The sequence below is a fragment of the uncultured Parasphingopyxis sp. genome (genome assembly GCF_937129435.1).
Taxonomy (GTDB): domain Bacteria; phylum Pseudomonadota; class Alphaproteobacteria; order Sphingomonadales; family Sphingomonadaceae; genus Parasphingopyxis.
Genome location: NZ_CAKZNF010000017.1, coordinates 58,860 through 71,671 on the forward strand (window position 1 = coordinate 58,860; position 12,812 = coordinate 71,671).

Sequence of the window (12,812 nt, forward strand, 5' to 3'; positions counted from 1 at the left end):
GCTCGGTCAAAGCGGCGGCGGAATCAAGGGAAGCGGACATCGCGCCTGTCTTCCCGCAACATCTTTTCCTGCCCATCGCCCTGGCAATCGAACGATCGCGAATAGCCGATTTCCCTGGCGGCATCGCCGCAGACCGCCCAGATTCTCTCTTCCCATTCGGGATCGATCGCGAAACTCGTGCGGCTGTCGTCGATTTCGGGTGCCGGGGCGAGACCGGCGCCATCGCCGAGAAAGTCGCGTACGTTACGGGCCACGATATCGGGCTGCCCGATGATATCCTCGAACCGGACTTCGAGATAACGGTCGGGGCCAAGCTCGCGCCCGAGCCGCGCGACCGGCGGCACCTGGTAGAGCCAGGTCAGCGCGTTGCGCATGAAATCGTGATCGGTCCGCAGCTTTGCCGCCTCGCGGCCGGCCGCGCGATAGGCGGCGTGGCAGACCGTCCGTCCCACCAGATTGTCGGGGCGCGACGTCATATGCGTGCGGCGGGCGCAGCAGGTGACCGGATGCCGCACCAGATGGACGATCTTCGCATTGTCGAACACGTCCAGCAGTTGCGGGATCGCGAGCACCGTTTCGGGCAGCTTGAAGCCCCACAGCCCGCCTTCCCGAAAGCCGCCTTTTTGCAGGATATTGTCTGCCGTCAGCCGGAAGAGGTGCCGCCACGCCTCGATCTCCCGCGCCTCGATCGTATAATGCGCGGCATGGGCCTTGATCGCCATCTCGTAAATCATGTCGACCCATTCGAGCGAATCGGACGATTTGTTCAGCCGGTTGCCGAGAAACACGCCGCTTCCCGCGACGATGTCCGAAATCAGCCGCGTCCCGCTTCCGCCCCTTCCTGTCACGATGACCGGTGATGCCAGGACATCGTCGGGAAAGCGCGGCGCGGGCGGCGTTCGCAATGCGGGCGTCGGGGTATAGCCGATCCGCGCCATCGCTTCACCGCACAGCGCGAGGATGTTGCGCTCCTGCTCGATCGAGAGCCGGTCGCGCCATTTTTCGACCGAACGCGTGTCGATGCCGCGATTGCGATTGAGCAAGCCCGGACCCTGGCCGCGCATGACGCGCGGATGCTCGATCATATCCTCATGCCAAACCAGCCCGGCATGGTTGGCGAGGTGCACGGTATACGGCCCGGCATCCTCGACGAAATCCTCGTAGCGGAAGACATAGGGGTCGAGCCCCGCCCGTTCGAACGAAGCCTGCGCCGTCGACTTCGCGCGCCAGACGCGCGCGCGCTTCAGGTGCATCGGCGTGGCGGGATCCTCGATATAGGCGATATCCTCGGCATGGACGGCCGCTATGGCGGGATCGCCCTTCATCCGTTCCAGCTGGTTGGCGACCATGTCGATACTGCCGATCGCTGCCATCGACACGACGACCGAACGCGGATCACGCACGGGGTAGATCACGCTCACCGGAATATCGAGCGCCGCGAGCTGCGTGGCGTTATAGGTGAGGTTGGGCGCCTTGAGCGCGAGGTGTGTGATGCCGGGCGCGGGGACGGCCACGCCATCGCGTCCGGCTACGCGCTCTTTCGGGCGCCGGTATTTCTCCGCCGCGCGCGCGAGCGTCGGGCCGTAGAGCGCCTCGGCCTCCTCGCTCCCGGCCAGCAAGGCGTCCGCCCAGCGCATCAGCCCGTCGGTCTCGTCGATCAGCAACACGTTCGGATGCGCGCCGATCACCTCGCCGCTCAGCGAGGTGCCGCTGCGCTGGCAACCGACAATCACGACCAGCCTTTCAATCCCCTCAAACCGCGGCAATTTCCGCAATCCTCCTTGCGATTTCCGAGGCCCCGTCCTCATCGCTCATTGCCGCCGCGGCGGCCTGGGCGCCGTGGCGAAATTCCTCCCCCATGTCGCGATCAGCATAGGGCAGCCGTCCCCGGCTGTCAGCCGCGATGCCCGCGCCGAGCCGCTCGACCATGTCGCCGAGGATGGCGTGATTGATGTGCGTCGGCTTGATTGCCATCGGCTTGCCCGCAGCCAAGGCCTGATAGGTCGATCCCGCGCCGCCCTGCGAAAGCACGGCGCCTGCCTTCGCCATGACCGCCGCGAGCGGCAGCCGGTCGAAATAGTGGATGCGGCGTGAACTGGCCGTCACGGGGCGCTTCCCCTCGGTTTCCGTATGAACGCAGACGATATCACCGCAGTCGAACAAATCCGCGACGGTTTCGAACAGCTCCACTTCCGGCATCCGCCCCGTCGAACCGAGCGAACAGAGCAGGAAATTGTCGAGCCCGGCGATCTCACCCGGCACATCGCCCTCGTAGGTCCACCAGCATCCGCCGCAGCCATGATGGTGTTCGGGAAGGTCGGGAAAGAGCGAGAGGATCGGGCCGGGATCGGCATAGAGCACGGCGTCCGCCTCGTAGAGCTCGTGCACGTCGCGCACCGGGGGCATGTCCTTGGCCGCCCGCGCAGCGTTGATATGGTCGACCTGCCGTTCGAAACTACGCGCCTGCTGCGTGTAGAGGCCCGCCGCGCGCGTCAGAAAGACGTTGGTGACGTTGATGCGCGTCCAGTCCGGCAGCCGCGCCGTCGCCAGCCAGCCGAGCGGGTTGCAGTCCTGCACGATGGCGTCGAAGCGGCGATCGGCGAACAGCTCTTCCAGCGCATCGCCGAAGGGCAGGCAGGGCAGGCAGGGCTTTTCGCGTTTGGTGGGCAGCCGGATCGTATCGAACCGCTCGGTAAACACCGCCGGGTCGAAGCGATCGAAATCGGGGCGGATAAAGACGATCCGGTGATCGGTCAGCTCACGCAGCCGGATCGCGACCTCGTAAAGCCGCCCGAAATGGCCGAGCGCCGGTCCCGCGATTAAAGCTAAGTCCCCCATGATGCGCGCTTTACCGAACTGCCCGGCAGGAGCAAGTCGTTGGCTATTCGAGCATTTCTTTCAGCGGCACGGATGCATCGGCAAGCCGGGCGCGATCGATGACTGCGCCCGCCTCGACCAGCTTTCGGCCCTGGACATAATCCCTGGTCGCATTGACGCAATCGAGCGCGATCACCTTGCCGCCGCGCAGATATACGATCGAGAAGCTGCGCTCGTCCGGCGACCCGCGCAACACGGTTTCGTCGAAGCCGAGATTGAGCCCCGCCGTCTGCAGCTTTAGATCGTACTGGTTGGACCAGAACCAGGGCAGCGCGTCATAGGGTTCGGCATTGCCGCAGATCGCCTTCGCCGCCGTCGTTGCCATGTCGTTCGCATTCTGCACGCTTTCGAGCCGGACGGTCTGCCCATCGGCATAGCGATTCGCATGCGCCGCGCAATCGCCCACCACAAAGATGTCGGGCAGGTTCGATCGGCAATGTTCGTCGACATCGATGCCGTTTTCGCCCGTCGCGCCGGCTTCGCGCAGCGGCTCGACCGCCGGAACGATGCCGATCCCCACGATCACCGCATCGCACCGCAGCACTTCGCCATCGGCGAGCCTGACGCCGGTGACGCGCGTCCCGTCGCCTTCGAGACAATCGAGCATCGTACCGGTGCGCAGGTCGACGCCGTGCGCGCGATGCTCCGCCTCATAGAACTGCGACAGCTCTTCGCCCGCGACGCGCGCCAGCACGCGGTCGAGCGCTTCGAGCAGCACGACCTTGCAGCCGAGCTTGGTCAGAACGGCGGCCGCCTCGAGCCCGATATAGCCACCGCCGATCACGACCATCCGCTTGGCGCCGCCATCGAGTTCGCCCATCAGCGCATCGACATCGGCCCGGTCGCGCACCGCGTGCACGCCCGCCAACTCCCCGCCGGCGCAGGTCAACCGCCGCGGATCGCCGCCCGTCGCCCAGATCAGATGACCATATTCGATCGTTTCGCCGCCCGCCGTCGTCACGCGATGGGCCTCTGGGTCGACGGCGACGATCTCGGTCTCCAGCGTCAACGCGATATCGCGGTCGGCCCAGAATTTCTCCGGCCGGATCAGGATGCGCTCGAACGCCTTGTCGCGCGCCAGATATTCCTTGGAAAGCGGCGGGCGTTCATAGGGCGGATGGCTGTCGCGCCCGGCCATCAGGATCGAGCCTTCGAACCCCTGCTGGCGAAGCGCGATCGCCGCCTGTGCACCGCCATGGCCGGTGCCGACGATCAGCACATCATGGCGCTCGCTCATCCCTCGACCCGGTGAATCGCGCAGAGCTTGTTGCCGTCGGGATCGCGGATATAGGAAAGCTGCATCGCGCCGAGTTGGCTCTCGCGAAGCCCCGGCGGGTCTTCGATCGAGGTGCCGCCCGCCGCGACGCCCGCATCGTGAAACGCCTTCACTTGCTCGGCGGAATGACATTTGAAGCCGATCGTGCCGCCATTGGCAAAGGTCGCCGGCTGGCCGTCGATCGGCTCGCTGACGCAGAACGTCCCGCCGTCATGGATGTAGAAGTGGCGCGTGATGCCGCTGTCCGTGACATTCTCGATCGGATCGCCCTCGAAACCGAGCGTGCCGAGCACGGCCTTGTAGAAAGCTTTCGATTTTTCCAGGTCGTTCGATCCGACCATGATGTGATTGAACATGTTCTTCTCCTTGGTTTCGGGCCTTAATAGACGACGACGCTGCGGATGCTTTCGCCGGCGTGCATCAGGTCGAAGCCCTTGTTGATCTCGTCGAGCGAGAGGGTGTGGGTGATCATCGGATCGATCTGGATCTTGCCGTCCATATACCAGTCGACGATCTTGGGAACGTCGGTCCGGCCCTTGGCGCCGCCAAATGCGGTGCCGCGCCAGTTGCGCCCCGTCACCAGCTGGAACGGCCGTGTCTCGATCGTCGCCCCGGCTTCGGCAACGCCGATGATGATCGAGGTGCCCCAGCCCTTGTGACAGCTTTCGAGCGCCTGGCGCATCACCGTCGTGTTGCCCGTGCAATCGAAGGTGAAGTCGGCGCCGCCGTCGAGCATGTTGACGATATGCTCGACGACATCGCCGACATCCTTGGGGTTGACGAAGTCGGTCATGCCGAACTTGCGGCCCCATTCCTCCCGGTCGGGATTGATGTCGACGCCGACGATCCGGTCGGCCCCGGCCATCTTCGCGCCCTGCAGCACGTTGAGGCCGATCCCGCCCAGCCCGAAGACGACGACATTGTCACCCGGCCGCACATCGGCGGTGTTGACCACCGCGCCCACGCCCGTTGTCACGCCGCAGCCGACATAGCAGCTCGTTTCGAACGGCGCGTCGTCGCGGATTTTGGCGACCGCGATCTCGGGCAGCACGATGAAGTTCGAAAAGGTCGAACAGCCCATATAATGGTAGATCGTCTCGCCCCTGTAGGAGAAGCGGCTCGTGCCGTCGGGCATCAGCCCCTTGCCCTGCGTCTCCCGGATCGCCGAGCACAGGTTGGTCTTGCCGCTGAGGCACATCTTACACTGGCGGCATTCGGGCGTGTAGAGCGGGATGGCGTGGTCGTCCGGCGCGACCGAGGTCACCCCCTTGCCGACTTCGCGCACGATCCCCGCACCTTCATGGCCGAGCACCGAGGGAAAGAGACCCTCGCTGTCCAGCCCGTCCAGCGTATAGGCGTCTGTGTGGCAGATGCCCGTCGCCATGATTTCGATCAGCACCTCGCCCTCCTTCGGGCCTTCGAGATCGAGCTCGACGATCTCCAGCGGCTTCTTGGCTTCGAAGGCGACAGCGGCGCGGGTCTTCATGGGGCGTATTGTCCTGCGAGAAAGAGAAGGAGGGCCGAACTATCGCGTCGGCCGCGCAGTTTCTAGGGGGCAATCGCCCTCTGCCGCGCAATCATTGACGCCGGAACCCGGCCGTCGATTGCTGAATCCAACCTTGCCTTGGAGCTTTTTGCACTGCACAATTCATCCATGCCGCCCGATACAGGCTCGCCCCGCCCCGCGATCTCGCAGAATCCGGATATCCGCTATCTGGGCAAGCTGCTCGGCGACGTGATCCGTGCCTATGGCGGCGAGAAACTGTTCCGGCGCACCGAATATATCCGCGCTGCCTCGGTCGACCGGCATCGCGGCGTCGCCGGTTCGGACGCGATCGATCCCGGGCTCGACGCGCTGACGCTCGACGAGACGCTCGCCTTCGTCCGCGGCTTCATGCTGTTCTCGATGCTCGCCAACCTCGCCGAGGACCGGCAGGATGTCGGCGCCGAGGAAGGCGGGTTCGCCGATGCGCTCGCCGCGCTCAAGGCCGACGGGATTTCGCGCGCCGACGTCGTCGAGATGCTGAACCGCGCGCTGATCGTCCCGGTGCTGACCGCCCACCCCACCGAGGTGCGGCGCAAGAGCATGATCGACCACAAGAACCGGATCGCCGAGCTGATGCGGATGCGCGATGCGGGCCGCGCACGCACGCCCGAGGGCGACGATGTCGAAGCCTCGATCATGCGGCAGATCGCCCTGCTCTGGCAGACGCGCACGCTGCGCCGCGACAAGCTCGTCGTCGCCGACGAGATCGAGAATGCGCTCTCCTATCTGCGCGAGATTTTCCTTCCGATGCTGCCGGGACTTTACAATCGCTGGGAAGAGGCGCTCGGCGACCGGCCGGCGAGCTTTCTCCGGCTCGGCAGCTGGATCGGCGGGGACCGGGACGGCAACCCTTTCGTCAACGCCGAAACGCTGCGCCACGCGCTCGCCCGGTCGGCCGAAACGGCGATCTCCTTCTATTTAAACGCGCTGCACAGCCTGGGCGCCGAACTGTCGATCTCGACCGAATTGTCGGACGTCGATCCGGCGGTGCAGGCGCTGGCCGATGCGAGCGGAGACGAAGCGCCGAGCCGCGCCGACGAACCCTATCGCCGCGCGATTATCGGCATCTATGCCCGGCTCGCCGCGACGCATGAGGAGCTGGTCGGCAAAGCGCCCGCCCGGCCCTCGCATGTGCCCGGCAAGGCCTATGCCGATCCAACCGAATTCTGCGACGACCTTCGCACGCTGGCGCGCGCGCTGACGGCGAAGGGCGGGGAGACGCTGGCCTCGTCCGGGGCGCTCGGGCGGCTGATCCGCGCCGTGAGGACCTTCGGATTTCATCTGGCGACGCTCGACATGCGGCAGAACAGCGCCGTTCACGAACGCGTCGTCGGCGAGCTGCTGGCAAAGGCGGGGGTGACCGAAGACTATGCGACGCTCGGCGAAGACGAACGCGTCGCGCTGCTGCGCGAAGAACTCGCTTCGCCCCGCCCGCTGCACACCGCCTGGGCCGACTATTCGGACGAGACGGCGAGCGAACTCGCCATCGTCGAAGCGGCGGCGGCCGCGCATCGCCGCTACGGCCCCGACTGCATCACCAATTACGTGATCTCGATGGCCGAATCGGTGTCCGACCTGCTCGAGGTGCATATCCTGTTGAAGGAGGCCGGGCTCTACCGTCCCGGTGACCCGCCCGAAGCCGCGATCATGGCGGTGCCGCTGTTCGAGACGATCGGCGATCTCGACAATGCGCCGGGCGTCATGCGCGCCTGGTTCGGGCTCCCCGAAATCGCGGCGCTCGCCACGGCGCGCGGGCATCAGGAAGTGATGATCGGCTATTCGGATTCGAACAAGGATGGCGGCTATCTGACCTCGACCTGGGTGCTCAACCGGGCGAGCGAGGCGCTCGCCCCTGTCTTCGCCGATGCGGGAACGACGATGCAGCTTTTCCACGGTCGCGGCGGATCGGTCGGCCGCGGCGGCGGCTCCGCCTTCGACGCCATTCGCGGCCAGCCCGCCGGTACGGTCAACGGGCGTATCCGCATCACCGAACAGGGCGAGGTCATCGCCGCGAAATACGGGACGCGCGATGCCGCCCGCGCCAATCTCGATACGATGGCGGCGGCGACCGTGCTGGCGACGATGGAGCCCGAGGGCGTGTCGCCGCAGGATCGCGCGCGCTTCGCCGAGGCGATGGACATGCTCTCGGCCGACGCCTTCGCCGCTTATCGCGGGCTGGTGTACGAAACCGATGGCTTCACCACCTTCTTCCGCCAGGCGACGCCGATCGCCGAGATCGCCGGCCTCAAGATCGGTTCGCGCCCGGCGAGCCGCAAGAAATCGGACGCGATCGAGGATCTGCGCGCCATCCCCTGGGTGTTCTCGTGGAGCCAGGCGCGGGTCATGCTTCCCGGCTGGTACGGCGTCGGCCAGGCGCTGCACGGGTTCGACGACAAGGGGCTGCTGCGCGAAATGGCGCTGCAATGGCCGTTCCTCAAAAACGCGCTCGGCAATATGGAGATGGTGCTCGCCAAGTCCGATATCGGCATTGCCGAACGCTATGCCGGGCTGGTCGAGGACGAAGATCTGCGCACGGCGATCTTCGGTCGCATCCGCGACGGCTGGTGGACGACGCACGACGCGCTGCTCAACGCGACGCGGCAGACGCGGCTGCTGGAAAAGACGCCCCGGCTCGACACCTCCATTCGGTTGCGCCTCCCCTATATCGAGCCATTGAACCTGCTACAGATCGAGCTCATGAAACGGCATCGCGCCGGCGAAGACGACCCCCGGATCGCCGAGGGCATCCAGCTTTCGATCAACGCGATCGCCACGGCGCTGAGGAACAGCGGATGAGCGGCAAGACGGCGAACACGCGGACGACACGCGCAAAGCTGCACAAGTTCGTCTGGAGCAAACCATTGGGCGAGGCCGCACCCAGCGTCGGCATGAGCGCGAACGGGCTGGCGAAACTGTGCGACCGGCTGGCAATCCCCCGCCCGCCGCGCTCTTACTGGACGCGCAATGCGGCGGACCGGCCACCGGTCACCCCGCTCGGTCCGGCACCCGAAGGCGCGGACGAATCGGTGGTCTTCGGTGAACGCCAGCGCGCGTCCGTGCGTCCGCGCACGCGCCTTTCGCCCAAGGACCGGCAGGACGATCTTGCCGATCATGCCGCCGCGCTCGCCACCGCCGAGGGGGTCGAGGCGGTCACGCTTCGGCGCGTCGCGCAGGCGGCGGGGATCAGCGAGGCGCAGGCGCATAACTGTTTCGCGGGCCGGGTCGAATTGCTGCTCCATCTCGCCCGGCGCGAGATCGCTGCGCTCGAAGCGCTGCGCCGCCGCCGGATGGCGCGCTCGACCCAAGGCGCGCCAGCGCGGCGCCCCGTTCGGCCTTCTCGCGATTGATCATCACCTCGAGATGCTCGATTGCCGCGGCAATCTCGCTGACATCCTTGAACGAACGGGGCATATCGTCAGACACACTGGGACTCTCGGCGGCCAGCGCCTTCTCGCGTCGACGTGCAGCGCGCTTTTCCTTCGCGCTCTCCTCGCGGACGGGCGGGTGGAGCGGGATCGGCTCGTTGGTACCGCTGGTGCTAATGGTACCGATGGCGCCCATGGCGCCGACAGCGTCCTGTGGCTCCTCGACCTCGGAGGCGATGGCGGCACGCTGCGGGACGGGCAGCATCTCCTCCTCGTCGTCGAAGTCGTCGTCATCGTCCAGATCGTCGACGGGCTCTCGGTCGCGTGTGCGAATTGCCCGCATGCCGCCGAGATTTGCCGCGCGCAGGCCGAGCAGCGCCAGCAGCGAGGTCACCCCGCCCAGCCCGAGGAAGGCGGTGCTGATGTCGTCCACTGCGGCCATCGAGCCCATGTAGAAGAACCAGGCTGCCAGCAGGACCAGCAGAATGACGCCGGGCCAGGGCCACAACGATTCGAACATTCCGCGGCGAGGTTGCAGCTCTTCAGACATGCGGACACCGTCTCCGTTGAAGCATTGCGGCGTGGCGCGCGAGCATAGGACCCGTCGAGGCCCATGAAAACCCGGCGCTTTCCATGACGCGGCGCCGCCGCCGCGGGCCGCGGCGCGGCACGCGCACCGGGGGCCGTCCGGTCACGCCGCGGCGCAGATGCTCTCGAACAACCCGAGCCCGTCCGTGCAGCAGTGCATCGCCTCCACGGCGTTCTCCGGGTGCGGCATGAGTCCGAGCACGTTGCCCTTGGCGCTGGCGATACCGGCGATGTCGTTCTGCGAGCACAGGCGAACGACAATCTGGCCGCGGCGAGTGGCGACAACAACGGCGGCACCGCCACTCTGCTCGCTCAGAACAGCGGGCAGGTGCAGATCGCCGGGACGCTGCTGGTCGACACGAGCGCATCCGCCGCAGGCCTGGGCGGCTTCGACGCCTTCGGCGGCCAGAGCACCGTGGCCGCGCAAAGCGGGGGCCTGGTCGACATTTCCGGCGACGTGACGCTTTCCGCAAATGGCGTCGGCGGAGACGCCGACGGGGCCTTGGGCATCATCGACGGCGGCGTGGGGAATGGCGGAACCGCGAATGTCGAGGCGGATGACGGCACCATTCTGTTCGGCGGTAGCCTTGCGCTCGATGCACAAGGCTTCGGCGGCCGCGGCGCAAGTGCCTTTGGTGGCGGTCCGGGAGACACGGGCGGGTCAGGCGGGGGTGGCAGCGCGCTTCTCAATGCCTTGCAGGGTGGAAGCATTTCGGTGGTCGGCCTCACCTCGCTTTCGGCAAGCGGGACAGGCGGCGATGGCGGCTCGGGTGGCGATGGCGTTGCCGGGCTGGCCCAGGTCTTCGCCACCGATACTGCGGCCATATCATTGGCCGATGTCACCGGATTCGCGCGCGGAACAGGCGCGAACGGATCGGCGGCAAACGGGATTGGCGGTTCGGGCGAAGGGGGGCGTGTCTTCATTCTCACCGAAGGCATTGGCGATATCTCGCTGACCGGAAGCGCCACACTCGACGCGATCGCGAGCGGCGGCGATGGGCAGTCGGGAGGCGACGCCACCGGTGGCGAAGCGGGTGTCTATGCCATGTTCGGCACCATTGCAGTCGACGGTTCGGTACAATTGTCGGCCGATGCGATCGGCGGCGATGCCACTGTCGGCTTTGGCGGGAATGGCGGCAACGCGCTGGGTGGCACGGCCTATGTCCAGGCTGACGGCTCGGAGGAAGAAGGCGCAAGTCTGACGATTGCGGGAGACGCCACCATGCTAGCCTCGGGTCGCGGCGGTGTCGGCGGCGCGGGCGACGGTGGCGCCATTGCGGCGGGCTCCGGAGGCAGCGGCACCGGGGGAACCTACCAGGGCACGCCCGGCTCGGGAGGCGCATTCGCGATCGCCGGCCGCGATACCGGTGAGCTCTCGATCGGCGGTGAAACGATACTGGTTGCCAACGGCTTCGGCGGTGCGGGCGGAACCGGCGGCACAGGCCAAGCGGGGGGCACTGGCGGCGCCGGCACTGGCGGAACTGCGCAAGCGGGGACGTTTGCCGGTCAGGGCAGCGGCGCGCTCGGCGACGGGCAAGCAATCTACGACGCGCTCATTCTCGAAGCCAACGGAACGGGCGGGGCAGGCGGCGCCGGCACATCCGGCCTTGGTCTGGGCGGCGCCGGAACTGGCGGCCTCGCTGCGGTCTTCGCCAATGGTTCTCTGGTGAGCGCAGGCGACATCACCACTCTGGCCGATGGACTGGGCGGCAATGGGTCGACCGGCGGAAACGGTACGGGGGGCGCATCGGGTTTCGGCGTTGTCGGTGGTACGCTGATCGCCGATACGCTCGCCAGTTCGGCGCATGGCGACGGTGGCACGGGATCGACGGGCAATGGTGGCGACGGCACCGGGGGCGAGGCCTCGCTCAATGTCGACGGTAGCGCGACCGTCGCCGCGGTCAATTTCGCCAGCAACGGTCGCGGTGGCGGATCGAGCACGGGCAATGGCGGTGTCGGACGCGGCGGTCTGGCCGCAATCGGGGTTGTCGCGGGTGCGGAGTTCAACGCCACGGGCGATGTCGATCTCACTTCTTATGCCGATGGCGGAGCGGGTGAAATCGGCGGCGATGCCTTTGCCGGTACGGCAAGCGTCGAAGTTGGCGACGAAGCGACGGCCAGCCTGGCCGCGGTCTTCCTCGCTGCGTCGGCCGAAGGCGGCGATGGCAATCAGCTGGGCGGCGAAGCGCTGGGCGGCAGCGCGCAAATAGTTCTGTCGGGCGGCAATCTGACCGCCAGCGGGCCCGTGAACATCCTTGCCAGCGGTTCGGGTGGGCGCGGGCAGTCCGGGGGCAGCGGCGGTGATGGTTATGGTGGGATCGCGGGGGTCATCGTGTCCCGGGGCGATGCCGGTTTCGATCAGAGCCTCGCGATTGTGGCGGACGGCGAGGGCGGCGATGCCAATGGACCGGGCGGTGATGGCGGCGATGGCTATGGCGGCGCCGCGGTGTTGCTTGTGCAGGGGGATGCCCTTCGGGCTGCCAGCATGAGCGTGCAGGGCACGCTCGACATGTTCGTATCGGGCGCGGGCGGCGATGGAGGCGCAGGCGATGGCGACCAGAACGCGGCGGGCGCTGGTGGCACCGGACGGGGAGGACGCAACGATTTTGCGAGCCTTGTCGATTCGGGCTAGGGAACCGGCAGCTACATCAATGTGAATGCCGATTACGGCCAACTCCTCGTAGCCGGTGCGACCAGCGTATATTCGATCGGCCTGGGCGGCAGCGGCGGCGATGCTCCGATCGGGGCTGTCGCCGGTCCGGGGGGCGCGGCATTCGGCGGCGATGTCTTTGTCGGTGTGTTCGACCCTGTGGACGGTGGTCCGCGGTTGGGAAGCGCTGCCTTCGGCGATCTTGCTGCCTTCAGCTTTGCGCTTGGTGGCACGGGCGGGGTCGACGGCGAGGAAATCCTCACCGGTATCGGCGGTGAAGCGCGGGGCGGGGCCATTCTGGTCGCCAGCCGCGGCGGTCTGCTGACCGCCGACAATATCACCCTGACCGATTACGCGCAGGGCGGCGGCGGCGCGATCGGCGGCGACGGGTTCGGCGGCCAGGCTGGCATGGTCACAAGCGATGGCGGGATGATCGAAGTCGGCGATTATGCGGCGACCGCATTCGGCTATGGTGGGCTCGGTCAGACCGCCGGCGGCGACGGCCTCGGC

General features: G+C 66.8%; 8 protein-coding genes and 1 pseudogene. 3 read left to right on the forward strand and 6 right to left on the reverse strand.

Annotated elements, in window-relative coordinates:
* Positions 1-23: 23 nt before the first annotated feature.
* From Q0139_RS03710 to Q0139_RS03730, 5 genes are read right to left on the reverse strand one after another with little or no spacing between them, the layout of a single operon-like run.
* The gene (locus Q0139_RS03710) at positions 24-1,766 is read right to left on the reverse strand and encodes a sulfotransferase (RefSeq protein WP_298017496.1); all 1,743 of its coding nucleotides are present in this window, start codon (positions 1,764-1,766) and stop codon (positions 24-26) included.
* Positions 1,753-2,838, reverse strand: coding sequence for a nucleotide disphospho-sugar-binding domain-containing protein (locus Q0139_RS03715; RefSeq protein WP_298017499.1), 1,086 nt, complete (start codon positions 2,836-2,838; stop codon positions 1,753-1,755). The genes Q0139_RS03710 and Q0139_RS03715 overlap by 14 nt, the downstream gene beginning before the upstream one ends.
* A gap of 43 nt (positions 2,839-2,881) precedes the next feature.
* Positions 2,882-4,114, reverse strand: a complete 1,233-nt coding sequence (locus tag Q0139_RS03720; protein ID WP_298017502.1) for an FAD-dependent oxidoreductase — start codon at positions 4,112-4,114, stop codon at positions 2,882-2,884.
* Positions 4,111-4,509: a VOC family protein gene (locus Q0139_RS03725; protein ID WP_298017505.1), complete on the reverse strand. Its 399-nt coding sequence runs from the start codon at positions 4,507-4,509 to the stop codon at positions 4,111-4,113. The genes Q0139_RS03720 and Q0139_RS03725 overlap by 4 nt, the downstream gene beginning before the upstream one ends.
* 23 nt (positions 4,510-4,532) lie before the next feature.
* Positions 4,533-5,639, reverse strand: coding sequence for an S-(hydroxymethyl)glutathione dehydrogenase/class III alcohol dehydrogenase (locus Q0139_RS03730; RefSeq protein ID WP_298017507.1), 1,107 nt, complete (start codon positions 5,637-5,639; stop codon positions 4,533-4,535).
* A gap of 168 nt (positions 5,640-5,807) precedes the next feature.
* On the opposite strand from Q0139_RS03730, the gene ppc reads away from it, so the two are divergent.
* Positions 5,808-8,495, forward strand: a complete 2,688-nt coding sequence (gene ppc, locus Q0139_RS03735) for a phosphoenolpyruvate carboxylase (RefSeq protein WP_298017510.1) — start codon at positions 5,808-5,810, stop codon at positions 8,493-8,495.
* Between the two features lie 387 nt (positions 8,496-8,882).
* Here the strand turns inward: ppc and Q0139_RS15500 are convergent, their stop codons facing one another.
* Positions 8,883-9,614 (reverse strand): hypothetical protein, encoded by a 732-nt coding sequence (locus tag Q0139_RS15500; RefSeq protein ID WP_367180719.1) that lies wholly within the window; start codon positions 9,612-9,614, stop codon positions 8,883-8,885.
* Positions 9,615-9,833: 219 nt separating this feature from the next.
* Between Q0139_RS15500 and Q0139_RS03750 the strand changes: the two genes are divergently transcribed.
* Together Q0139_RS03750 and Q0139_RS03755 are read left to right on the forward strand one after the other, a co-directional pair.
* Positions 9,834-12,284: a hypothetical protein gene (locus tag Q0139_RS03750; RefSeq protein ID WP_298017519.1), complete on the forward strand. Its 2,451-nt coding sequence runs from the start codon at positions 9,834-9,836 to the stop codon at positions 12,282-12,284.
* A gap of 21 nt (positions 12,285-12,305) precedes the next feature.
* Positions 12,306-12,812 (forward strand): annotated as a pseudogene (locus tag Q0139_RS03755) (hypothetical protein); the annotation flags it as partial.